The organism is Rufibacter roseus (genome assembly GCF_001647285.1).
GTDB classification, from domain to species: Bacteria; Bacteroidota; Bacteroidia; order Cytophagales; family Hymenobacteraceae; genus Nibribacter; species Nibribacter roseus.
This window is the reverse complement of record NZ_LRML01000008.1, coordinates 153,752-178,719: the sequence shown is the minus strand read 5'-3', so window position 1 is coordinate 178,719 and position 24,968 is coordinate 153,752. Positions and strand designations below refer to the sequence as shown.

Sequence of the window (24,968 nt, the reverse complement as noted above, 5' to 3'; positions counted from 1 at the left end):
ATACCCCCTTTATTCACTTTCTGCATCGGTAAATAAGTTTTGCAAAATGAGGCAGCCAATGATATACAACAACTTAATCAACCTGTTACAATAAATCAGCTTTGCCTTAGTTTGTTATATTTAGCCTATGGTTGCCCATTTTTTGCTACCCTGTTGTTACTCGGTCCTCGAGTAACTCTCCCGGCTTTCTCTCTAAATGACCTGTATTATTGAACCAGGAACTCCGGAAGCATTTTTCAGCAAACGCAGTTGCTTTCACATATGTAACAAAACCTTTAGAGCATTATAAAAATAACAAGAGTTGAAGGAAGGCCTGTCCCAAAGGAACAGGCCTTTTATATTATAAGTTAAGATAGACATTCTGGATGTCCTCCTAGATAATGCCGATTTACCTTTTTGTAATTGCTAAGGTAGAGCGGGAGAAAACCTACGATAAATACACTAACCTCCTCTCCGATTTCCTGTCCATCTCCCAAACCCGGTTCCCGAATGTTTTCCGTAGAGTATGCGAACTGCTGTTCTGTACCCTTATCCGGTATTGGGTGAAGGTATCCCTCAAAATCGCATTCAGGTGCTGTATCGTAAACTTTTCCCCTCTCCTGTTCCTAAATTGGTATTCATGCGGGTTGAACTTACCTTGCTCTCCCAGTTCTGCTTTGAAATGGGCCAAAGCATCCCTCAGGTTCTGGTTGATGATCAGGCAACGCTTCTTCTTGATTTTTCTTTCTACAATTATCAAATCATCTTTCCCAAGCAGGTCTTTCCATCTAAGCGATAGCAAATCCTAAGCCCTAAGTACTAAATAACACTCAGTAGAGAATACTAAATAGACCTTTAGGTTTAGTCGCATTTTAAAAAATGGAGCAGCCCGAGAAATGTATTTCACTCTAATCCACTGCAAGTTGTGCTCGATCCTTTTAAGGTCATATCATTAGCAAGATTGGCGCTTGATACAATAATCCGAAACCGTGACCCAGTAAAACCAAGTAGATATTAGTGAAGGCATTTAATTAAACTTTATAATGAATTGGAAAAATGTAAAAATAAGTAGCCGTTATATTAGACAAATCTTTTAGTAAGCCGTGTCTTGAAATAATTTAACCGCTTAGGCAATTCCTCTTTTACTACATGTAGTACTTATTAGCAAATTAAGGTTTATTTAATAAAGAAATATGTAATCAATTGAAGGAGCGGTCCTTTACATTTTAGTAAAACGGAGTTACTTCGTTTTGAAAACCGATTAGGAATATTTCTATCTCCACTGCAGGTTCGCTCCATTTCAACTACTTCTAGTCTAGAAATTACATGTACCATTAATATTTCTGGATACTTCTCTTGTATCCAACAGGCATTTCTCTCTAAGGACAACCGTGTCCGCTTCACCTGCCTTTTTGTCCATTTCACTTCTTTATTGATGGTACTGCCTGCTTAAAAATTGAAAGTTTGTGCCTTAGAACCCTACTTAACTACATGGTAATACAAGGCCTTTCCCAAACATACCGATTCAGCTGCCTATTGATGTTTTTGGCACTACCCTTTTTCTCCTCCTGCGATGACAATACCAGCATCGGCTTGGCTTTGGAAGACGGCAGTGTGAAAGTGCTGTATACAGACACGGCCACTGTTGGCGTTTCTACCGTTTACCTCGACTCTGTAATGACCTCCGGAACCGGCACCATGCTATTCGGCAGCTATCCAGACGCAATGACCGGAGAAGTGACCGCCAATTCATATTTCTATATAGACTTTTCTGCTATCGGCTTCACAGATGCAAGCGCCACCTATGACTCCGCCGAGCTTATACTGCCTTACTCAGGCTATTCCTACGGAGATACCACCGCCAGCATGACACTGCAGCTGCAGCTGCTGGAAGAGATTCTTGAAGCCAAGGCCTTGCCGCCTTACATAGGCACGGAGGCTCCCAATTCTTATTTCTACGCCTCCTCTGGTTTGTACAATGCCTCCAGTTTTAAAACTGAATCCCAACCTTTGGCTACCTATACTTTCTCACCCCGGCCAGTAGGCAGAGACAGCATAGCCATACCGTTGCCCGCAGCACTAGGCCAGCAACTGACGGAACTCAAGAAAAACGGCAGCTCACTCTTAAACACCCCAAACTATGCTCCCCTCTTAAATGGTTTCCGAATTAGCGGGATGGGGCAGAAAGTCATTTTAGGCGGAACGGCTAGCGGCGTAAAAATACGGCTCTACTACTCCTCTACCTCGGCTACCACCACTGCTGCTATTCATGATTTTCCGCTAATCACCGGCAGTACGCAGTTCAATGAGATAAAAGGTAACTTCAGCCAAACGGCTTTTCAGGAATTGAAGCGAGGAAAGTCCATCAGCAGCAGCCTTACCAATGACATAAGCTTCACGCAATCTGGTACGGGCATTATGGTAAAACTGGATTTCCCAAATCTGGCCAGCCTGAAAGACGAGATGAAGTTAAACTTAATCAATAAGGCGGTTCTGGAAATTGTTCCTGTCACCAACACCAACCGCTACCCCACCTTGCCGCCGGAAACTATTGTCTTGTACCAATCCAGCAAAACCAATGTACCTGCCGGACAGCTCCTGAAAGACTTCTCAGGGTCAGAATACCAATCGGCTATTTACGCCCCGGATATGGAATATGACATGATGTCAAAGTACCAGTTCCAGATTACTGATTACCTGACGCAGTTGCTCAGTGGAAACATTGAGAACAATGGCCTTCTGCTGGCTGCCGCGCCAGAATCATTTATCTCTACCGTGAACAGACTGTGCGTGGGCGGCCCAGCGCACGCCAGTAATAAAGTAAGACTTCGCATCTTCTACACCAAATCTTTTTAATTTTAGTTAAACCCAACCATGAGAAAACCTATTAACAGAATAAGCTTTTACGTGTACCTATTCCTCAGTACCCTTTTCCTGACCACCGCTTGCAGCTCTGACGATTCTGATACCGACAACGTGATGGGTGATTGGATCAGGCAGTCTGAATTTGCCGGCGTTACCCGCAGCGGTGCCGTTGGGTTTGCCATAGGCGATAAAGCATACGTGGGCACCGGCTATGACGGCAAGAACAGGCTCAAAGACTTCTGGCAGTACGACCCCAGCAAGAGCGCCTGGATCAGAATAGCAGAGTTTCCAGGGGTGGCCAGAAGCGCGGCAGTCAGCTTCAGCGCGAACGGGAAAGGCTACGTAGGCACCGGCTACAACGGTGAAACTTATTTAAAAGACTTTTGGGAGTATGACCCAGAAGCTAATACCTGGACCCAAATAGCAGATTTTCCGGGCTCAGCCCGTTACGGAGCTCTTGCTCTCTCCATCAATGAGAATGGGTATGTAGGGGCTGGCTATGACGGAAACTATCAAAAAGATTTCTGGCAGTACAACCCTTCCACCGGCGCTTGGACCGAGAAAGTTGGGCTGGGCGGTGCCAAAAGATTTAACGGCTTCGCGTTTTCACTCAACGGAAAAGGCTACATAGGCGGTGGTCAGAATAACGGTCTTTACGAAGATGATTTCCTTGAATATGACCCAATCGCCGATTCCTGGACGAGACTGAAAGCCTTGAATTCCACAGACCGGGAGGATGAAGCCTATCCAACGCCTAGAGGCTCAGCAGTTCCTTTTACCATCAACGGCAAAGCGTATCTGTGCGTGGGTACAAACGGCGCAACCCTTTCAGAAGTATGGCAGTATGATGCCTCCGGCGACAGCTGGACAGCAATGAACGCCTTTGAAGGGTACGCCCGCGAAGGAGCCGTCGGTTTTGCCATCGGTAACTACGGCTTCGTCACCACCGGTGCTTACGGCTCTACCCGCTTTGATGATCTATGGCAGTTTGACCCCACCATGGACAACGAATAACCTCCTCACTATTCAATATCTGACTACTTACCCTTGTAGAAAATAAAAAGGGCTTGCTGTCATCCCAATTTGTTCATTTACTGAGGAGCCCTTATACAAGAGGGCTCTTCTTTTATATCCTGCTCAAAATGTTCCGGCACTATGGGCAAGTTAGCAACCAAGTGTTACCTTCAAGACAAAAAGCCAGAATCTTATGTTAAAATCCGAAGGCCATATGAAGAGCTTGTGGAAAATAGCGTTAATTACTTCTGTGGCGTGGGGCGTGGTGAGTATTTTCCCTTTGGTTAACGCTGGCAAACCCTTATTTCTGCAGAGACGCCCTCTCCGAGTTCACCGTCCCCCCAATTTCCCTTTTGAGCCTTCCAATCAGGAAATCCTGCTTGTTGTGGCGGGCATTTCACTGTTAATGTTTAGCCTATGGTTCATCAACATGTACTTGTACGGTTGGGTTGAACGGTTTAACCGCAGCGAAAAAGTAAAGAACAGTATCCGGTATGTAACCAGTTACTTGCTCACTGTCGGTATTTACTACGGTCATTCTGCCTTGCTCCTGGCATTCTATGAAGGTGGACGCCCCCGTATGTTTCCCTTAGTGGTAGCGCTCACCAACAACACCATTATTCTAGTGCTCATGGACCTGCTCATTCTGCAGCGTAAAAGTGCCCAGATAGCCGTTGAGAACAGCCAGCTGAAGATGAACCACGCCATTGCCCAGCACCAGCACCTCAAACACCAGCTGCAGCCGCATTTCCTGTTCAACTCGCTCAACACCTTGAAATCGCTCATTAAAAAGCAGCGGCCCGAGGCCGAGGAATACCTGGTGCGGCTGTCAGATTTGCTCAGGGCCTCCATCACCGGACAGGACGAAACCACCATTCCGCTGAAAGAGGAACTAAAGCTCTGCGTTGATTACCTGGAGATGCAGAAAGTGCGTTTCAAATATTCTTTTTCTTACATTATTGACATACCTGAGCCCATTCTGCTCACCGGCTGCCTACCCATTTTTTCGTTGCAGCTGCTAGTGGAAAATGCCATCAAGCATAATGCCTTTACTGTAGAAGAACCCCTCACCATCCGGATCGCTTACAGAACAGATGACACCATTTTGGTCTGGAACAACAAAAAGCCAAAGCAAACTCTGGAGCCAAGCTCAGGGATCGGACTCAAAAACCTGATGGAGCGGTACCAAGTCATTAGTGGGCATGGCATAAAAGTTATTGAGATGGATAAGTCATTTTCAGTAGAACTTAAATTAATATTTTCATGAACATTGTTATCATTGAAGACGAGGCCCTGATGGCCGAGGACCTTTCTGATACGCTTTTGGAAGTTGAACCGGGTGTAAATATCCAAGCCAAATTACCCTCTGTAAAGACGGCCATTGCTTATTTTAAGGAAAACGCCGCCCCAGATCTTATTTTCTCAGATATTCAGCTGGGCGACGGGTTGAGCTTTGAGGTGTTCAGCGCCATGGAAATCTCCAAGCCTGTAGTGTTCTGCACCGCCTACAACGAGTACGCCCTAGACGCTTTCCGGGCCAACGGCATTGACTATATTCTGAAGCCGTTCAGCCAAGACACCGTCCGGAAAACCCTGCAGAAGTTCAAGCAACTGCAGGCCAGTTTAGCCACTTCTAAACCAGACTACCAAGCACTCCTGCAGATGCTCGACAACCGCCTTTCCCAGAAGCCCAGCTCCGTGTTGGTGTTTCAGCGCGACAAGATCATTCCGCTGCCTGTAGACCAGATCGCCGTTTGCTACTCCCAAAACCTAATCACCCACGTGCTCACTTTTGACCAGAGAAAGTTTACGCTGAGCCACAACCTTGAAGAGATGGAGGCCATTTGCGGACCGCAGTTCTTCCGAGCCAACCGTCAGTTTCTGGTCCACCACAAAGCAGTGAAAGAAGCCTCGCAGTACTTCGGGCGTAAGTTGTCATTAGCTCTGACCATTCCGTTTACTGAGGAAATCATTGTGAGCAAAGCCAAAAGTCCGTTGTTTCTGCAGTGGCTCTCGCATTAAGTCTGTTTTGGGGCTGTTTTTCTTAAAACAGGCCTAAAACAGAGCATGATTCAATTTCCCTTCTTACTAAATATACAATTATGGTTTTGGAAGACGCCTGCATCCAATCCTTAGAAAGCCAACTGGCCCAGAAGCAAAAGCAACTCTATTCCACTGACTTTCAGAAGTTGGGCAAAAGAGACACGCTTTTGTTTTTGAAGGAGCTGAATGAACTGAAGACCCAACTGAAGTCGCTGAAAAAGCAGAAGCTGAAAGCGGTGAAGCGGAAGGCTTTTGTGGCTGCTTAGCTCAGTATATAAACATTTCTTATCTACTTTTTGATTTGCTGTTTTCAGCCTGTTTTTCTAAAATAGGGCTGAAAACAGCAATTTTTATTCTGGTTGCATCTCCGGAAATTTCCGCTTTAACCCGCCATTTGCCTGTTTCACGGTGGTTTAGCTGGTGAGGCGAAGGCCCTTTGCTGACTTTTGTTTCATCAGGCAGAAAGCCTGCCCCAGATGAAACAAACTATGAGACGCCTTTTTATTTTATTCCAACTGCTGGCCTTAGGGTTCAGCGCCTTCGCCCAAAACATTTCAATCACTGGTAAGGCGGTAGACGCCGCAGACCAAACGGCTTTGCCCGGAGCTACTGTTGCGCTCATTCGGATGTTGGACTCCACCCAAACGGTCACCCAAACCAGCGCCACCGGCGAATTCAAGTTCTCCGTTCCGCCCGGCAACTATTACCTGAGGATTTCTTTCGTGAGTTACCGGACGCTGCAGAAAACTATTCCGGCCATGGAATCCCTAAACCTGGGGAACTTGGGGCTGGAAGTGGAAGCGCAGGTATTGCAGACGGTAACGGTGGTAGGAAAAATTCCGCCCGGCGAAATGAAGGGAGATACGACCCTATACAACGCCGCTGCCTTTAAAACCGCCCCTGATGCCAGTGCCGAAGACCTGGTACAGAAGATGCCGGGCATTACCATGGCCAACGGAACCCTGCAGGCGCAGGGGGAGGACGTGAAGCAGGTGCTGGTAGACGGCAAACGCTTTTTTAGCGATGACCCTAGCGCCGCCCTCCGCAGCCTGCCCGCCGATGTGATCGCCAGCATCGAAATTTTCGACAAGAAGAGTGACCAAGCCGAATTCAGCGGCGTGGATGACGGTAACGCGGCCAAAACCATCAACATCGTCACCAAACCAGACAAGCGGAACGGCTACTTCGGAAAAGCCTCGGCTGGGTACGGCACCGATAATAAATACATGGTGGGCGTGGCCGTCAATTCGTTTGATGGAGACCAGCGCCTCACGCTCACCGGCTTAACGAACAACATCAATATGCTGGATTTCTCGGTGGGCGAAACGCCCGGCGGCGGCATGCGCGGCCGGCGCCCGCCTATGGGCGGGGGCACTACCTCGGGCCTTATTTCTACTAACACCCTTGGGCTTAATTACAGCGATATGTGGGGCCAAAAAGTGGAAGTGAGCGGAAACTATAAATTCACGAACCGAGGCATCACCAACAACCAATTCAGAATCCAGAACTACACCCTGCCTTCAGACTCAAATCAGGTGTACACTGAAAGCCGGCTAAGCAGTACCACTAATACAGATCACCAATTAAACTTCCGGCTGAATTATAAGTTGAACGAAAACAACCGGCTACTCATTACCCCCAGCTTGTCGGTGAAGGAAAGCACGGCCGACAACGCGGTTTCCAGCGCCACCTCCAACGCCAACGGCCCCCTGAACCAATCGGATAATACGACGGCCTCCGAAAGCCAATCGCTTACGTTCAACAACAACATCTTGTATAGCCACAACTTTGGCCGCACCAAGCGGTCGCTTTCGGCCAGTTTGAACACCTCCTACACCACCGTTGACGCGGAGAACCTCTTGCAGGCCAACACCGTCTACTACCGCGGCACGGCTACCAGTTTAGATCAGAATCTCTTCACAAACCAAGACCGCACCGGCTTTTCCTGGACCGGCGACCTGACCTACAACGAGCCAATAGGAACCTACGGTCAGGGCCAACTGATGTATACCGTAGGGAACCAATTCAACGATGCCGACCAGCGGTCGTATGATTTTGACGAGGCCACCGGCACCTACAGTCAGCTGGAACCAAACTTGAGCAACACCTTTCAGAGCACGTACCTGACCCAGCGCTTCGGTACGGGGTACCAGTTCAACAAAGACGCGTTGCGGGTACGGTTTAATGTGCGGTACCAATTGGCCACGCTAGACAACGACCAAGTGTACCCTTACGAGAATACCTACACAAGACGGTTTGACAATATCTTGCCCTCGGCCGAAATGAACTATAAATTCTCGGCTACCCAGAACCTTAATTTCAACTACACCACCAGAACCACAGCCCCCTCGGTAGATCAACTGTCTGAAGCTATTGACAATTCCAATCCGCTGCTGCTGTACCAGGGTAATTTTGCGTTGCAGCAAAGCTACCAGCACAACATCCGGAGTGGTTTCCGTTATTTCAGCCCAGAAACGAACCGCGTTTTCTTTGTGGGATTGTTTGGGAGTGTTACCCAGGATTACATTGGCAACAGCATCACCAGAGCCACCACCGAGCCTATTACGCTGGCTAATGGACTGGTGCTGGAGAAAGGCCAGCAGCTGATTACGCCGGTCAACTTAGACGGCTTTGTGAACGCGCGTACTTTCTTCCACTTCGGGCAGCCGGTTGATTTCCTGAGTTCAAATTTCGGGCTAAACGGCTCCGTAGGCTACACCCGCACTCCCGGCTTAACCAACCAAGTACTGAACGTGGCTAGCGCCACCAACGTGGGCGGGGGGCTGAGCCTGAGCAGCAACATCAGTGAGAAAATAGATTTCAACATCTCTACCAACTCCAGCTACAATTTTGTGCAGAACTCGCTGCAGGGGCAATCTAACAGCAATTACTTCACGCAAAGCACTAACCTAAAATACAACTGGATTTTTGGGCCGGGCTTAGTGTACCGCACCGAACTGCACCACCAGTACAACGCCGGTTTATCTGAGGGCTACAACGCCAATTATTTGCTTTGGAACATGAGCATCAGCAAAAAACTGTTCCCTAACCAGCAGGGCGAAATAAGCTTGAGCGTAAACGACTTGCTGAACCAGAACGTGAGCGTGCAGCGTAACATCACGGCCCAATACGTGGAAGATGTGCAGTCCAGCGTGCTGCAGCGGTTCTTCATGCTCACCTTCACCTACAACCTCCGCAACTTCAGCGGAAGCGCCCCCGCAGAACCAAGCCGCGACCACAACTTCCCTGGCTCGCCACGGGGTGGGGCACCGGGCGGACCGCCGCAGGGGTAACATCGCTAACCTAACACAAACTTCCGTTTTTAGCCTATTTTTTGAAAAGAAGGCTAAAAACGGAAATTTCTTCCATCCACTTTTTAATACTAATGTATGAAACAGGTAATGGTTCTGCTGGCCTTTTTACTGGCTGCTAACGGTGCAATGGCACAGATCAACTTAAACAAAAGTAAACAGAGCGTTCTAAGCGGAGTTAATGGTGTTTCTTCTTACGAGATAGGGGCTGCCTTGAAAGAGGCCCTTGTCAACGGCGCCTCTAAGGGCTCTGATCTGGCCTCCCAAGTGGACGAATATTTCCGGAATGACGGCATTAAGATTTTATTTCCCCCGGAAATGCAACAGGTGGAAACCCGCCTTCGGCAACTGGGCATGGGGGCGGAGGTTGACAAGTTCGTGCTTTCCCTGAACCGGGCCGCCGAAGATGCGGCGAAGGAGGCGAAGCCTATTTTTGTCTCGGCCATACGGCAAATGAATATCCAGGACGGGTATTCCATTTTGAAGGGAGAGCAGGATGCCGCCACCCAATACCTGCAGCGCACCACCTCGGCGCAGTTGACAGAGAAGTTCTCGCCCATCATCAAGAATTCCTAACCAAAGTAAACGCCACCCAGCACTACGCCAGCCTCATCAATGTCTACAACAAAATTCCGTTGGTGAAGAAAGCAGACCCGGATTTAGAGAGGTACGCCACGCAGAAAGCCATTGAAGGGCTTTTTGTGTTGGTGGCCAACGAGGAGAAAGCGATCAGGGCCCCCCCCCAGGCCCGCACCTCTGCCTTGTTGAAGAAAGTCTTTGGGCAATAAAAAGCAGAAAAGCCCCTTGGACAAAATTTGCACCGCCTACTAAGAAGGCATTAACAGAGTCAACCCTGAAAGCATTTTTACCTGTGGGTGGAAATCCTTTTTTTACATTGCGACCTGCCCGAAATGAAAGGAGCTGGTTCACCTGGCCGTCCGTCCGCTTTAGATGCGCGCTTGTCCGTTTGACTCAATATGAACCGTTTTAGGCGGTTTTTGGCACCTGCTTTGCCTTATCCTTTGCAACCAAGGCAAGTAAATTTTTAACCTTTTAAAACAAACGGATATGAAAAGTTAGTGGTAATGATGATGCTCGGATTGGCAGTAGCCACCACCTCACAAGCACAGAACGGCCCACAACGCGACAACAGAACAGAGCTAGGCCGCTATGACAGAGGGAACTCCCGCGGCGACCGATACCTCAAGCCAAACGTGTCGCCGGAGCAAATGGCTACCAAGCGCACCGAAGTGCTACAGCAGAAGCTTGATCTTAACAAGTCGCAGACGAAGAAACTGCAGGCCCTTAACCTGAAGCACGCCCAGCAGGTGCAGGCTCTCCGCGGCCAGTTGGCCAAGGGCGGGGAGAGCAGATGCAGCGCCTGAGAGCCGACTGGGACAAGGAGTTCAAGAAAATAGCCAGCAAGAAACAATACGCGCAATACGAGCTAGAGAAGAAGCAAAATGAAAGGCAAACAACATAGTTGTTACATGTAGCTGCTTTGAAATTAGAAGCTGTAGCACATAAGCTGGTTTGGATTAAGAAAATCAGATACCAGTATAAATACACTGTATTTTGATACTGGTATCTGATATATACCTTCTCCTCCCCCATAGAGCAAGGAATTAAAACTTTATCCTTTCTAGTTATCAAAGGGATGAAATGAATTTTAAAATTAATTTCAATAGACATGAAAACGACAATTCTGATGTCCATTATTCTTACTGCCGCGTTGGCAATGACGGGGGAGGATTTACTCGCCCAGAACAGAAGAGATAGGAAGGCGGAGAAACTGGTCGCAGCTAATCGCAGGGCTCCAAAAAAAGTTGTAGTCGCGAGAAGACACGTCAGAAAGGTGGTGGTGAGAAAAGCCCATACGCGTTACGTTGGAATGCCTAGGTGGGGCGCAAAAGTCACTGCGCTGCCTGCCTCCTTTGTAACCATCAGTTTTGGGGACAGTCAGTTCTTCTACCATAATGGAGTTTACTACTCACGGCGCAACGGTGTTTATGTTGTAACGCGCCCAGTGAGGGGGGTAAGGGTACAAATGCTGCCTGTTGGATTCAGAGCTGTCCCAATCGGCCCTAGGACTTACTACTATTATTACGGAACGTACTACCTCAAGGCAGCTAACACGGATGATTACATTGTGGTGAATCCCCCAGAGGGTGCAGTAGTGGATGCATTGCCGGAGGGATACGAAATCAAGGTTGTGGACGGCAATGAGTACTACTTCCTGGATGGTGTCTATTATGCTGAAGTGGATGCCCCTGAATTTGAAGACAGAATCGGCTATCAGGTTGTGACTTTTTAATACAGGATTCCACTGCGCTCCTTTTGCCGAATGGGCCTGTTTAAGCAATGGTATACCATTACTTTTAAATGCCTATACATTTAGAACACTATGTGCTGGAAGAAAACTAGTTTAACAAAGGTTTTGTCAACCTCATCCCCGCATTTGTCCCCCTCACTTGCTTTTATCTGTTGCGCTTTCCTTTAAATAACAATTTTTGCTCACCAGTGAAGAGAATCCTTTTTCTTAAACCATAAAATAAAAATTAACATGAAACAATTAATCATCATGGCAGTTATAGTGCTGTCAGCTTTCGGAACCAGTATAGCCCAGCAAGGGCCAGGCAACAGACAAAGAATGACTGAGGAACAGCGTGTAGAGCAAACTATTTCTAACCTGAAACAGAAAGTAACCTTGTCAGATAGCCAATGGAGTGACCTTCGGGTGATTTATACTGATTTTTACAAAGAGTCAGCGGCAATGCGCGGGCAGAGTGGCACCCGTCCTGATCCTGAGCAAATGAAAAAGCTGCAAGAGAATAAGAATGCTAAAATAAAAGCCCTGGTTGGAGAAGAAAATTTCAAGAAAATTCAGGAAGCAGAACGAAATAACATGGGAGGTGCCAGGTCTCGTGGAGCCAGAAAGGGCTAATAATCAAGTTTAGAGACACAAATAATTATTCCAGCGGGCGCAAAATTCTTTATAGGCTTCATCAATTTGCCTTTAAGGAATATGCGCCCGCTATTTTATTTATGAGCCGAGAAGCCAAAATATAGACCTTGGCACCTACTTTTATTCAAGTCATATCCTCTAACTTGCCCCTGACAGAGGCAACAAGTTGAAGAAAGAATTGTACCATAGGATTGGGTAACTATTTTAATAGAGAAGACAAAGGTAAGCAGTTGGTGTGGCAATTAGATGCTGGCACCGCCTATACCAAAGACCAGAAGAAAGAACCGGGTGCGTTTATGGCTTCCTGCTATATAGAGCCAACGCTGTACGTGCGCAAAGTATCTGAGGCGTGGCTAGAGTTTCCCGAGCTGGTGATGGCGTTGCCTGAGTTCGCAAAGGAGAACGAATATAACCACCGAAATATGTTACATGTAGAGCTCAAGCCTTACGGTAAAAGCATGGTGCAGACCAAGGTAACTGTTGCATTGCACCAGATATTCTAAAAAATCTCATACTCTTTTATGCTATCTTCTATTTAAATTTTCTGATCCTCAGTAGCCACGGTGTTAGTACCTGACGATGGAAGAACAAAGAAACTGATCAAAACGCCTTGCCGGTATTATATTCTTAAAAAGACATTTCTCTATAACTTCGTTTGATGGTTTTGGTGGTTTAATATACATAATCTTAATTAAAAAAGATGTGGAGAACCCACTGTTACACTTAAAACAACAAAAGATCAAGCAAGCAGGGCATCTTCACATTTCGAATCTGGGTGTTCAGTTGCTGAGGCTTTTTGGGGATCTGGTAGATATATTTTAAAAAGGCAAAAAAAGTTACATAGCAATATTGGCTCCTAAGCCAATATTGCTATGTAACTTTTTTTGCCTACAACTGTATATTTCAAAAGTCTACTAAGAAAAGATTAATCTTAAGACGATCTTGAATAATTCTAAATCAATAATCCAAAACATGATTTCCTATATGCGGTAAACTGTGTAATACTCTTTTCGTGGTGAATTTAGAAAAATGAGAGAAAAATCTTTTGAGAATATATTTCTACTCTTAAGGGATTTAACTCTACAAACTCTCAAATAAAACCAATACTTTGATTCTTAATAACTGATTTTAGCTTCTACAATTAAGCTTTTGGTTTGAATTTATAATATGGCACAAAATGAAAAACACAATAAAAAAAGCTAGTTTAGTAGTAGTGGCAGTAATTACACTTAGTGTATTCTCCACTTCTTTAGTCCTCGCTCAAAGTTCTGATTTCTATGAAAAATTAAAATTTGGCGTAAAAGGAGGTTTAAACGTGACGAGTATGAATGACGAAGACCGGGTACCAGATGCCAAGGTCACACCTCGGATAGGATTTCATCTTGGAGTGTTAGCTCATTATGATTGGAATGATAAATGGGCCATTCAGCCAGAAGTGGTGTATTCTAAAGAAGGAGCTAAATATGACTTCCCTGGTTCACCAGAAATTCCGTTCGAATACCGAGGCAAAACTGATATAAACCTCATAAACATTCCTATTTTAGTTCAATATAAAATTGGTTCGCAATTTAGAATACAAACGGGACCGCAAACAGGATTGATTATTAATGCTAATTTTGAGGATGCCAATGATAAAAACAATGAATCTAGGAAACTTGATATCCAAAGAGTTAATCTTACTTGGGCCATTGGATTCGGATATTTAACTAAATCTGGATTAGGTTTTGATGCTCGTTATAATGTAGGAATCACTAATATTTATCCAGATGAAGTCTATCCTGGGCAATCTTTACGTACTCGTGCTGGGCAGTTTGGAATTTTCTACCAGTTCAAGTAATTGAATCTCCTACACATTACAAGGAACCCTACAATTTTGGGTTCCTTTTTTTATTCTACATTTCTACTGGCAGAAACTAGTCCAGCCTAAAAGGTTTATTTTTCTTATACCAATGAATCTAAATCTTCAACATCCAAACAATCTATATTGTTGTGGATGTTTTGCCTACAAATTGAAATTAAGTCCTAGCTTCTAATTTTTTACTGTTAAGGAAAAGGAAGTTTATTATTTCCTTTCTGTGAATCCCCCCAAGCGCGCATGGTATCGAGTAGGCATAGTCTAATCAGCCATTGGGGGGTAATGTAATTCTAAACAATTATAGGTTGAGTGTCTAATACTTATCTACCTATTGGTTTATTTTTGTACATGTTAGGCAATTCCATAGTCAACATCTTAGCAGTATTGCCAAACTCCTTGGCTAATTCTTTTAAGCGTCAATAAGCCTTATCTTGAAGGGCTAAGAGAAACACTGTCTCCATTTCCTTTCTATGGATTCAAGGATATCTTATAACGTTCTACTATTCCTCCTGAGCTCAACGCTGTTGTGGTTTCCCATAGTTGTACTTCTTAATATACTTTATGAATCAGTAACAAAGGCATAAGGGTTCTCTTTGATAACCGAAGAAACAAGGCTACCCGCTGGTGGATTTTTCTGGTTGACAACACCTTCCTCGTGAAAAGATTTTGCTCCCAGAGCATCTATTTTCTAATTATTTAAATTTAGACAATAACTTTGGGCCTTGAACAAAAGCAGCATGATTCACTTCTTTTATCGTCAGCCCGATACTGTTTACGCGTTACAAACGGAGCGTGAACTCACCATTACTGATATTTTAAAACTAGAATGGCTTTTTGGCGGTGCCACGTTAAAACAGGATACTTCTTTAGAAGGATTCTTCGTCGGCCCACGTGCAGCCATGATTACGCCCTGGAGTACCAATGCTGTGGAAATAACCCAGAACATGGATATTCAGGGGATCATCCGGATTGAGGAATTTAAGATAGTAGAGGAAAATTTCTCGGATTATGACCCAATGCTTTCACAGAAGTATAATGGGCTTGATCAGGAAATCTATACTATCCATATTCAGCCGGAGCCTGTTCTGCCAGTTAGAGATATAGCGGCGTATAATAAAGCAGAAGGACTTTCTTTAAGTGACGAGGAAGTTGCTTACCTGAATGACCTCTCTGAAAGATTAGGCAGACCACTGACCGACTCTGAAGTATTTGGTTTTTCACAGGTAAACTCTGAACACTGCCGCCATAAGATCTTCAATGGCAAGTTTGTAATTGATGGCGAAGAAAAACCTAGCTCGCTATTCAAGCTAATCCGGAAAACATCAGAGACGAATCCGAACGATATTGTATCAGCATACAAAGACAACGTAGCCTTCATCAAGGGGCCGGTGGTGCAGCAGTTTGCCCCTAAACGTGCCGATGAGCCTGATTTTTATCATGTAACGGATTTCGAATCGGTTATTTCTATCAAGGCAGAAACACATAACTTCCCCACCACGGTAGAGCCATTTAATGGTGCCGCTACTGGTTCCGGCGGGGAAATCAGGGACAGGTTGGCTGGTGGTCAGGGCGCGTTACCTCTGGCCGGTACAGCGGTGTATATGACGGCCCTTTCACGCCTGGAGAAAGACCGGCCTTGGGAGATAGCCACCAGAGAAAGAAATTGGCTGTACCAAACACCAATGGATATCCTGATCAAAGCCTCTAACGGGGCTACGGATTTCGGAAATAAGTTCGGACAGCCATTGATTACCGGATCTGTCTTAACATTTGAGCACGACGAAGCGGCTGACGCTTTGGAAGCCCCCAGAAAACTAGGCTACGACAAAGTGATTATGCTGGCGGGTGGCGTGGGTTACGGCAAAGCAAGCCAAGCCCAGAAACAGCACCCGAAACCAGGAGATAAAATTGTAATACTGGGTGGTGAAAACTACCGCATAGGCATGGGCGGCGCGGCCGTCTCCTCCGCAGATACCGGTCAACATGGTTCTGGCATTGAGTTAAACGCCATTCAGCGCTCAAATCCTGAAATGCAGAAACGTGCTGCCAACGCCATACGCGGCATGGTGGAAAGCGAGCACAATGCCATCGTTTCAATACATGACCACGGCGCTGGTGGGCATTTAAATTGCCTTTCTGAACTGGTAGAAGAAACCGGCGGAAAGATTGACTTAGATAAACTCCCGGTAGGCGACCCTACCCTTTCGGCTAAGGAAATCATAGGTAACGAGTCGCAGGAGCGGATGGGCTTGGTAATTGGGGAAGCAGACATTGCCACCTTAAAGAAAATTGCCGACCGCGAGCGCTCCCCTATGTACACCGTAGGTGACGTGACCGGAGACCACCGTTTCACCTTTGAATCTGCGTCTAACGGTGAAAAACCAATGGACCTGGACTTGAGCGACATGTTCGGGAGTTCGCCTAAAGTGGTCTTGACTGACAAAACCGTCTCCAGAACCTACCAACCAGTTACCTATGACAAAAACCAGCTGCACACTTACTTAGATCAGGTGTTGCAATTAGAGGCGGTGGCCTGTAAAGACTGGTTAACAAACAAAGTAGACCGCTGCGTGGGAGGCAGGGTGGCCAAACAGCAATGCGTAGGTCCGTTGCAATTGCCCCTGAACAATTGCGGGGTGATGGCCTTAGACTTTCAGGGCATAGAAGGAGTGGCCACTTCGGTAGGCCATGCCCCTATCTCAGCTCTAATTGACCCTGCAGCAGGTAGCCGTAATGCCATTGGTGAGGCCTTATCAAACATTGTCTGGGCTCCAATGAAAGACGGACTCCAGAGTGTATCGCTTTCAGCTAACTGGATGTGGGCCTCTAAAAATGAGGGTGAGGACGCGCGATTATACAAAGCCGTAGAAGCCTGTTCTGAATTCGCTATTGCATTGGGCATCAATATCCCAACCGGTAAGGACTCGCTTTCCATGAAGCAGAAGTACAAAGACGAGGAAGTAATTGCTCCAGGCACGGTAATCATTTCAGCGGGAGGAAACTGCAGCAACGTGCGCCAGGTGGTAGAACCTGTTCTACAACGTGAGGGTGGCAACTTGTACTACATCAACCTTTCTAATGATGCCTACAAATTAGGCGGTTCTTCTTTTGCGCAAATCTTCAACAGAATAGGAAACGAAACACCTGATATCACTGATGCAGCACAATTCAAGAACACCTTTAACACGCTGCAAGGACTGATAAAAGAAGGTAAGATTGCCGCAGGCCATGATATTGGCAGTGGCGGCTTGATTACCACCTTGCTAGAGATGTGCTTCGCCGACAATAACTTAGGTGCCAGCATTGATTTATCCTCTCTGGGCGAAGTAGACACCATTAAAGTTCTTTTCGCCGAAAACATTGGTGTAGTTTTCCAAGCGTCTGCTGAAGTAGAAGAAACTTTCAACTCAAACAGTGTTCCTTTCCATAAAATAGGAACCTGCACTTCTTCTGCCACGCTGGAACTGAAGAACGGCACTGAATCATACAGCTTTGATATTGCCCAGCTACGCGACACCTGGTTTAAAACTTCTTACCTGCTGGACATAAAACAAAGCGGTGAAGTGAGTGCCAAGGAGCGCTTTGAGAACTATAAAAAGCACGAACTAATCTACCAATTTCCTGAAGGGTTTGACGGCAAATTACCAGTCGTTGACCATACTAAACCAAGAATCAAGGCAGCCATTATCCGTGAGAAAGGCAGTAACTCGGAGCGTGAAATGGCCAATGCCATGTATCTAGCTGGATTCGATGTGAAAGACGTCCACATGACAGATTTGATCTCAGGTAGGGAAACGTTGGAAGACATCAGGTTCATTGGCGCGGTGGGTGGTTTTTCTAACTCTGATGTATTGGGGTCTGCCAAAGGCTGGGCGGGCGCCTTCCTATACAACGAGAAGGCGAAAACAGCTCTGGATAAATTCTTCCAGCGCGAAGACACATTATCAGTGGGTATTTGCAATGGTTGTCAGCTGTTCGTGGAACTCGGGCTCATCACAATGGGTCACGAAAAGAAAGCGAGAATGCTGCACAACGTGAGCCAGAAGCATGAGAGTATCTTTACTTCATTAACCATTCAAGAAAATAAATCAGTGATGCTGTCAAGTTTGGCCGGAAGTACCTTAGGCGTTTGGGTATCGCACGGTGAGGGAAGATTCAGTTTGCCGCACACAGAAGATCAGTATCAGATTGTGTCTAAATATGCCTACGACACCTATCCGCATTGCCCGAATGGTTCTGACTACAACACTGCCATGATCTGCGATGAAACTGGCCGTCACCTGGTCATGATGCCGCACATAGAGCGTTCGCTTCTGCAGTGGCAGTGGGCTCACTACCCAAAAGGCCGCCAAGACGAAGTTTCTCCTTGGATGGAGGCCTTTGTGAATGCCAGAAAGTGGCTGGAGGCGAATGAGAAGTAGATAATTAGGCGGTCATTTAAATCATGTTCTACATAAGTGCTCTTGTAACAGGTAAGTCTATAGGCTTACCTGTTACTGTTTACTACCTGTTTTGGACTTGTTTTTAGAAAAATAGACCTAAAAAGCACAAGTATGTAATTTGAAGCTCAAGCCTCTAACAGATACCAATTATTTATTAGAGAAGCCAAACCTAGCCTCTACGACAATCCATATAAACTCTAAACCTAATAGTTGACAGAGGGGATGATAATTATTTCATTTAGAATATTAGTAGTATAAAGCGTGCTGGAGATCATTTATCAAGACGAGTATTACGTGGCCATCAACAAACCTAATGGTTTGCTGGTGCATCGTACGCGCATTGCCGAAGAGAAAAAAGAGTTTGCCCTGCAAATGCTGCGCGACCAGTTGGGATATCGCGTTTACCCGCTGCACCGCTTAGACCGTGGTACCTCAGGTGTGTTGCTCTTCTCTAAATCGCCGGAGGCGGCGGCACCACTGGTAAAGGCATTTGAAGCACGTGAGCCAGACAAAACTTATTACGCTATTGTGCGGGGGTACGCCCCAGAAGCAGGCACTATTGTCAGCCCCATCCGACCTGACAAAGACAACGGGCTAAAAGAACCACAGGACGCCCTCACACAATTTACCCGACTGGCCACCGTTGAACTTCCCATTCCGGTGGGGCGCTACCAAACCGCGCGCTACAGTTTAGTAAAAGTAAAGCCAGAGACAGGTCGAATGCACCAGATCCGGAAGCATTTCGCGCACCTGCGGCACTACATCATCGGAGATAAAAAGCATGGTGATTGGCGGCACAACCTCATGTTTTTGGAGCAGCTGAACAGCCCTTATATGCTGCTTCATTCTGCTTCACTCCTGTTTAAACATCCGGCTACAGGTGAACAGATTGAAATAAGTGCGAATATGCCAGAAAACATGAAACGCCTCTGCGTACAATTCGGCTGGGGGAATGTGCTCTCAGATTTGAAATAAGATTATAGATAAAACTATGAAGTAAGTTTTCCAGAAGCAGAAATATCAGAAACCACAGATAAGGCTTTTAGGCCTAATTTCCAGAATTTAGCGCTAAAACAGCAATATTACTCGTTTTCTATTTTGTAAAATTTTTTTCCTGTAAAAGCATAATTTAGAATTCTACCTTCACCACTACCTTACCTACTGTCTCTCCGCGTTGGAATAAGCTAATTGCCTTATGCATTTGGTGGAATGAGAATACATGACCAACATACTGAGGCTTTAATTGCAGAGCTATCAGCTTTTGAAGCAAATGGTGCATCATGTCTGTCTGCTCGTACAGGTAAATCAGGTTAAAGCCCATCAAAGACTTGTTCAGGGTAGGCAGGCGCAGCGGGTCAATCTTGGGGCGGCGCAGGAATTTCCAGATCAGGTTGGGATAATTTGGACTGGAACTGTGGCTGGAGAAACTGGCATTGCCATACACTACCATTCGTCCCATAGGCGCCATTGCCTCCCACCCCTGTTTTAATATTTTGCCGCCAATGCACTCCATAATAATCTGCAGAGGCCGGTCTCTTAGCGTCTGCTGTAGCTTTTTGGGAAACTCACGGTCTCGTAGAATAACAGCATCATACGCTTCCTGCTCCTGCAGAAACTCTACTTTATCAGCTCTACCTACGGTGCCAATGGTGTAAGCGTCAAACTTTTTGCAAATATGGTTGGCCAAAATGCCTACTCCGCCCGCCGCACTATGTATGAGCACTGTCATTCCCTTCTGTAGATCTCCCAGCTGGGTAAGGGCATAATAAGCAGTGAGTCCCTGTACCAAAAAGCCTGCCCCCTCTTCAAAACTCCACTCCTCGGGCAGAGGCACTACATAACGGTGATGTATATTCAGATGGCTGACGTACCCGCCAAATTTAGTGGCACCCATCACCCTGTCACCCAATTCCCACTCTGTCACGGCTGCCCCCACAACAACTACCACCCCAGAAAATTCTAAACCCGGTATAAAAGAACCTGCCGGAGTGGCACTGTATAAGCCTTGCATAGCGAATATATCGGCAAAATTCAGACCTATGGCTTTCACCTGAATGCAGACTTCGTCTGGCTTAGGGGCTTCCAGCACTTCTGTTTGTAATGCCAAGTTCTTAATGGATCCAGCCTTAGGCATTCGGAACACCTGCCGTTTTAACATAGCACAAGAGAATATTAGTGAAAGTGATAGTTACGCAATACTGTCAAATATGTGAGATGTGTATAACTGATTTGCTTCTGTAGGTCCCATTATGACAGCCATTAATGCTACCTACTTGAATTTTTAGGTCAGGCGCTGTAGACGGAATACAGCGGTGTTGCCAAAAAAGTAGCACGGTTTACTTCTACCACTTCTTTATTGATGATAAGGTAATACCGCACCTTTTTGGCGAGATGAAATTTGTTCACCAATACGCCGTCCTCGGCATACTCCGTCACTTTTACCTCGCTCGCTATTTTATCCTGCACCTGTTGAGGAGTTAGTTTCTCAGGGGCAGCGGTTTTATGCAAAATTTCGAGGTCGGCTATTTCTTTTAAACTTCCTGCCTGTAACATTACTGCTTTCACTTTGCACCCTGGTTGCAGTTGCGCAAAATATTCACTTGCCCTAGCAGATAATCGCCAAAGCCCCTGCCGGTCACAGGCAAAATACCTATACTCCAAAGGCCCATCCTCACCCGGAAGCAGTTTTATGAAGTAGAACTTGTCTGTTATTTCTGTTTCTACCTCTTGGGCAGCGTCTGCAGCTTTATAATACTTTCGGTACCTGCGGTAGTCTTTCCACCCAGAAGAAAATGCTTTAAATGCTAATATCAGCAGCAACAAACCTATCATGGAAAGGGCATATCCCCACCAGGGCTCGTTTAGATCATAATCTTCAGGGGTGCGATCACTCACCCAAAAGTGAATAAACCGGGACAAGCAAAGTAGCGCAATAAGCAGCAGGCAAGAGGCTAGCTTTAGCGTAAATTTGGCATCTTCAAGGCTTTCCTTCAAGTACTCGTCTGGTTTCTGCATAGGGGTTGTTCTACAGACGAATATAAAAACTTTAGTTTAATTGGCTAAGAAGGGAACAAAGGCTTCTTATTCACCTCTACATCCTCCTTTCCTTCTTTATTGAAACTAAAAACCTAAAGGCCTGACAAACAAAGTCGCTACAAAAAAGTAATTGATTCTATTTTTAGCTTACTTTTCAGAAAACAGGTTTAAAACTGCTTTCGGTTTTTTGAATATAATAGGGCTCTGCACTTGGCAGGCCCCTCTTTTCAACAACCAAAACAAAATTTATACTATATAGCTTTGCTAAACGTAGAGCTGAATCCCTGCTCCGCCTGTTTCACTTTCTGGTCAAACAGCATGCAGATGTTTCGCACGAAGGCTTGGCCTAGGCTGGTAACTTTTAACAACCGGTTTTCAAAAGTTAAAAGTCCTTCACCTTCCATTTCATGCAAAGAGAGTAGCGTTTTTCCGTCAATTAAAAACTCCAATTCTTTTGTAATTTGTAATTCTCCATGGCAGGCAATGGACAGTATAGATTCCTTCCGGATTAGGTCTTCCTCTGTAAGCAAATGTCCTTTAAAAATGGCTAAGTTTCCTTCGGCAATACTGGCTTTGTATTCTTCTACCTTTTTCAGGTTTTGCATGTACCCGTATTTGGCATCACTGATAGACGAGGTGCCCAGGCCAATAAGTAAATCAGTGTGGCAGGTGGTGTAGCCCATGAAGTTACGGTGCAGTTTTCCGTTTTGCTGAGCCTGGTACAGCGTGTCATTAGGCAGAGCGAAATGGTCCATGCCTATGTCATGGTAACCCATAGCTTTGAATTTGCGGAGACCCAATTCATACAGCGCCCGCTTTTCTGCTCCGGAAGGCAAATCTGTTTCTGAATAGCCCCGCTGGCTCGGCGAAGCCCACGGCACATGCGCGTAGGAATAAAAAGCAATACGGTCTGGCCTCAGCAGCGCCACCTGGTCAATAGTGTTAGAAACTGACTCCAAAGTTTGGTGCGGCAGGCCATAGATCAAGTCAAAGTTCACCGATTCATAGCCAATTCGGCGAGCTTCTACAGTGGCCACTTTCACGTTCTCGAAGGGCTGCACGCGGTTAATGGTAAGTTGCACTTTTGGGTCGAAGTCTTGCACGCCGTAGCTCACGCGCCGGAAGCCTAAATCATACAGCGTTTGCAGATGCTCAAATGTTGTGTTATTGGGGTGGCCCTCCAAACTGAATTCCCGCTCAGGGTGTATGTCAGCGGAAGCATAAATTCTTTCCAGTAAAAGCCTGAGATTCTCGGGGCTAAAAAAAGTAGGAGTTCCGCCGCCAAGGTGCAGTTCCCGCAGAATAGGCTTTTCGGTAAAACGGTTGACGTATAGTTGCCACTCGTCCATAACCGCTTTGATATAGCCACCTTCCACGCCATGGTTCGTGGTGATGCGTTTATTGCAGCCGCAGTAGGTACAAAGCTTTTCGCAGAAAGGCAGGTGCAGGTACAGGCTAATGCCTTTCTCTGCGTTAGATTCATTGAATGTCCGCTCCACTACCTGCAGCCACTGTTCCTGCGTAGGCGCTTGCGGGTCCCAGAAAGGCACGGTAGGATAACTCGTATACCGCGGCGCCGATACGTTATATTTCTGAATCAGATATTCTGAGGGATTTGCTGGGGGTATAAGGCAAGTACCGTTCATGTTCTTCAATTGTTCTAAATAACAGTACAAAAATACCGCACCCCCTGCCGCTCTGAAATGACATTAGAATAGGCAAAATATGATTTTAATCATTAAATGAACTACTCCTAGAAATTGCCTAAACAGTTACATTTCCCCTATTTCCTGCATTCCCGTTCTTGAGCTGTTTTCTTAAAAAGAGGCCAAAAACACCTTCTCCTTTTCCCTCCTCCCCCTGATTAATTCAAAACTCCTTAAAGCCGACTACCTTAGCTAAACATCATGCTTTCTCCACCTCAACCACAGGTTTTCTTCTACTTTACCTTCAGAAGAAGCATTTTTTATTAGATTTTGATAATTTTTTATATCCATATACAAGATTTCCATTATTATATTGCAAGTGTTAATTTATTGGCAATACAATAGTCACTCCAAACGAATTAGCATAACCCCATTTTTCAAAACAGAAGAGAACATACTAACTATGGATACATTGGTCAAAGAATTTCTGGCTCAGGTAGAGGCGAGAAACCAGCATGAACCCGAGTTTTTGCAGGCTGTGCGCGAAGTGGCGGAAACCATCATTCCGTTTACGCACAACAACCCAAAATACAAAAACGCCCGCCTTCTGGAGCGCATGGTAGAGCCTGAGCGCGTGGTAATGTTTCGGGTGCCGTGGCTTTCTGATAAAAATGAGGTAATGGTAAACCGCGGATTTCGGGTGCAGATGAACAGCGCCATAGGCCCGTACAAAGGCGGGCTACGTTTCCACCCTTCGGTAAATCTGAGCATTTTGAAGTTTCTGGCCTTTGAACAGGTGTTTAAGAACAGCCTTACCGGTTTGCCAATGGGCGGCGGAAAAGGCGGCTCCGACTTTGACCCTAAAGGAAAATCAGATAGTGAAATTATGAAGTTCTGCCAGAGCTTTATGACCGAGCTGTACCGCCACGTAGGTGCTGACATTGACGTGCCGGCCGGAGACATTGGCGTAGGCGGACGTGAAGTAGGTTATCTTTTTGGCCAATACAAACGCATAAAAGGAGAATTCACCGGCGTACTTACCGGCAAAGGCACCAGCTGGGGCGGCAGCGTTATCCGGCCAGAGGCCACTGGCTACGGCGTAGTGTATTTTGCTGAAGATATGCTGCAAACCCGCGGCGAAACCCTGGAAGGTAAAACGGTACTTGTTTCCGGCTCCGGCAACGTAGCCCAGTATACGGTGGAAAGGTGTATTCAAGCTGGTGCAAAGGTAGTCACCCTCTCCGACTCCAGCGGCTTTATACACGACCCCGAAGGCATTGACGCCGAAAAGCTGAAGTTCCTGATGGAGCTGAAGAACGAGAAACGCGAGCGCATTCAGGAGTACGCCTCAAAATACGGCTGTGCTTTCTATCCGAATGAACGCCCTTGGCGAATCAAGGCAGACATTGCCTTCCCTAACGCAACTCAAAACGAATTAGACGAGGCTGATGCCCGTATGTTAGTGGAGAACGGCTGTTTCTGTATAGCCGAAGGCGCCAATATGCCTAGCACCCCCGAAGCCATTCAGGTGTTTACCGAGGCTAAAATTCTGTACGCTCCAGGCAAAGCGTCAAATGCCGGTGGCGTGGCCGTGTCTGGATTGGAAATGTCACAGAACTCGCTGCGCATTTCCTGGAGCCGCGACGAAGTAAATAACCGTCTCCGGGACATTATGCGCGACATTCACCGCATCTGCGTGCAATACGGCACTGAAGAAGACGGGTACATCAACTACGAGAAAGGCGCCAACATAGGAGGCTTCGTGAAAGTAGCAGACGCTATGCTAGCGCAGGGAGTTGTGTAGGTAGAAGG

At 46.2% G+C, this 24,968-nt stretch carries 18 protein-coding genes and 1 pseudogene; 15 read left to right on the top strand and 4 right to left on the bottom strand.

The features are described 5' to 3' along the window. Positions 1-427: 427 nt before the first annotated feature. Positions 428-739: a site-specific integrase gene (locus A8O23_RS22100; protein WP_394365315.1), complete on the bottom strand. Its 312-nt coding sequence runs from the start codon at positions 737-739 to the stop codon at positions 428-430. 779 nt (positions 740-1,518) lie between these two features. On the opposite strand from A8O23_RS22100, the gene A8O23_RS13640 reads away from it, so the two are divergent. From A8O23_RS13640 to A8O23_RS13575, 14 genes and pseudogenes are all read left to right on the top strand, one after another. Then, entirely contained in the window at positions 1,519-2,835 is a 1,317-nt protein-coding gene (locus A8O23_RS13640) for a DUF4270 family protein (protein WP_066622138.1), read from the top strand. A gap of 18 nt (positions 2,836-2,853) precedes the next feature. Continuing rightward, on the top strand, positions 2,854-3,858 hold the full coding sequence (locus A8O23_RS13635) for a Kelch repeat-containing protein (protein WP_066622133.1): 1,005 nt from the start codon (positions 2,854-2,856) through the stop codon (positions 3,856-3,858). 193 nt (positions 3,859-4,051) lie between these two features. Continuing rightward, positions 4,052-5,125: a sensor histidine kinase gene (locus tag A8O23_RS13630; RefSeq protein WP_066622132.1), complete on the top strand. Its 1,074-nt coding sequence runs from the start codon at positions 4,052-4,054 to the stop codon at positions 5,123-5,125. Continuing rightward, a complete protein-coding gene (locus A8O23_RS13625; RefSeq protein ID WP_066622131.1) occupies positions 5,122-5,880 on the top strand; it encodes a LytR/AlgR family response regulator transcription factor in 759 nt (252 codons plus the stop codon). Before A8O23_RS13630 ends, A8O23_RS13625 begins: the two co-directional genes overlap by 4 nt. 80 nt (positions 5,881-5,960) lie before the next feature. Continuing rightward, positions 5,961-6,167, top strand: coding sequence for a hypothetical protein (locus A8O23_RS13620; protein WP_066622129.1), 207 nt, complete (start codon positions 5,961-5,963; stop codon positions 6,165-6,167). A 222-nt stretch (positions 6,168-6,389) separates the two neighbouring features. After that, positions 6,390-9,194, top strand: coding sequence for an outer membrane beta-barrel protein (locus A8O23_RS13615; protein WP_074988385.1), 2,805 nt, complete (start codon positions 6,390-6,392; stop codon positions 9,192-9,194). A gap of 96 nt (positions 9,195-9,290) precedes the next feature. Next, positions 9,291-10,000: pseudogene (locus tag A8O23_RS13610) on the top strand (DUF4197 domain-containing protein). A gap of 297 nt (positions 10,001-10,297) precedes the next feature. Then, positions 10,298-10,597 carry a hypothetical protein gene (locus A8O23_RS13605; RefSeq protein ID WP_153042205.1) on the top strand — a complete coding sequence of 100 codons (300 nt, stop codon included), beginning with the start codon at positions 10,298-10,300 and terminating at the stop codon, positions 10,595-10,597. A 305-nt stretch (positions 10,598-10,902) separates the two neighbouring features. Next, entirely contained in the window at positions 10,903-11,526 is a 624-nt protein-coding gene (locus A8O23_RS13600) for a DUF6515 family protein (protein ID WP_066622119.1), read from the top strand. 249 nt (positions 11,527-11,775) lie between these two features. Next, positions 11,776-12,156: a hypothetical protein gene (locus A8O23_RS13595; RefSeq protein WP_066622115.1), complete on the top strand. Its 381-nt coding sequence runs from the start codon at positions 11,776-11,778 to the stop codon at positions 12,154-12,156. Positions 12,157-12,368: 212 nt separating this feature from the next. Then, complete coding sequence (locus A8O23_RS13590) at positions 12,369-12,680, top strand: hypothetical protein (protein ID WP_066622114.1); 312 nt, start codon at positions 12,369-12,371, stop codon at positions 12,678-12,680. Between the two features lie 674 nt (positions 12,681-13,354). After that, positions 13,355-14,014: a porin family protein gene (locus A8O23_RS13585; protein ID WP_066622113.1), complete on the top strand. Its 660-nt coding sequence runs from the start codon at positions 13,355-13,357 to the stop codon at positions 14,012-14,014. Positions 14,015-14,769: 755 nt separating this feature from the next. Continuing rightward, on the top strand, positions 14,770-18,453 hold the full coding sequence (gene purL, locus A8O23_RS13580) for a phosphoribosylformylglycinamidine synthase (RefSeq protein WP_066622273.1): 3,684 nt from the start codon (positions 14,770-14,772) through the stop codon (positions 18,451-18,453). 282 nt (positions 18,454-18,735) lie between these two features. After that, complete coding sequence (locus A8O23_RS13575) at positions 18,736-19,449, top strand: pseudouridine synthase (protein WP_066622112.1); 714 nt, start codon at positions 18,736-18,738, stop codon at positions 19,447-19,449. A 154-nt stretch (positions 19,450-19,603) separates the two neighbouring features. On the opposite strand, the gene A8O23_RS13570 is transcribed toward A8O23_RS13575, so the two are convergent. The 3 genes from A8O23_RS13570 to hemN form a co-directional block, all read right to left on the bottom strand. Beyond that, positions 19,604-20,581: an alcohol dehydrogenase catalytic domain-containing protein gene (locus A8O23_RS13570; RefSeq protein WP_317039547.1), complete on the bottom strand. Its 978-nt coding sequence runs from the start codon at positions 20,579-20,581 to the stop codon at positions 19,604-19,606. Positions 20,582-20,760: 179 nt separating this feature from the next. Beyond that, positions 20,761-21,489, bottom strand: coding sequence for a hypothetical protein (locus A8O23_RS13565; protein ID WP_066622107.1), 729 nt, complete (start codon positions 21,487-21,489; stop codon positions 20,761-20,763). Between the two features lie 272 nt (positions 21,490-21,761). Beyond that, positions 21,762-23,156, bottom strand: coding sequence for an oxygen-independent coproporphyrinogen III oxidase (hemN, locus tag A8O23_RS13560; protein WP_066622105.1), 1,395 nt, complete (start codon positions 23,154-23,156; stop codon positions 21,762-21,764). Positions 23,157-23,619: 463 nt separating this feature from the next. Here hemN and gdhA point away from each other — a divergent pair, with 463 nt between their 5' ends. Beyond that, positions 23,620-24,960 (top strand): NADP-specific glutamate dehydrogenase, encoded by a 1,341-nt coding sequence (gene gdhA, locus A8O23_RS13555; protein ID WP_066622103.1) that lies wholly within the window; start codon positions 23,620-23,622, stop codon positions 24,958-24,960. The last annotated feature ends 8 nt before the right edge of the window (positions 24,961-24,968 follow it).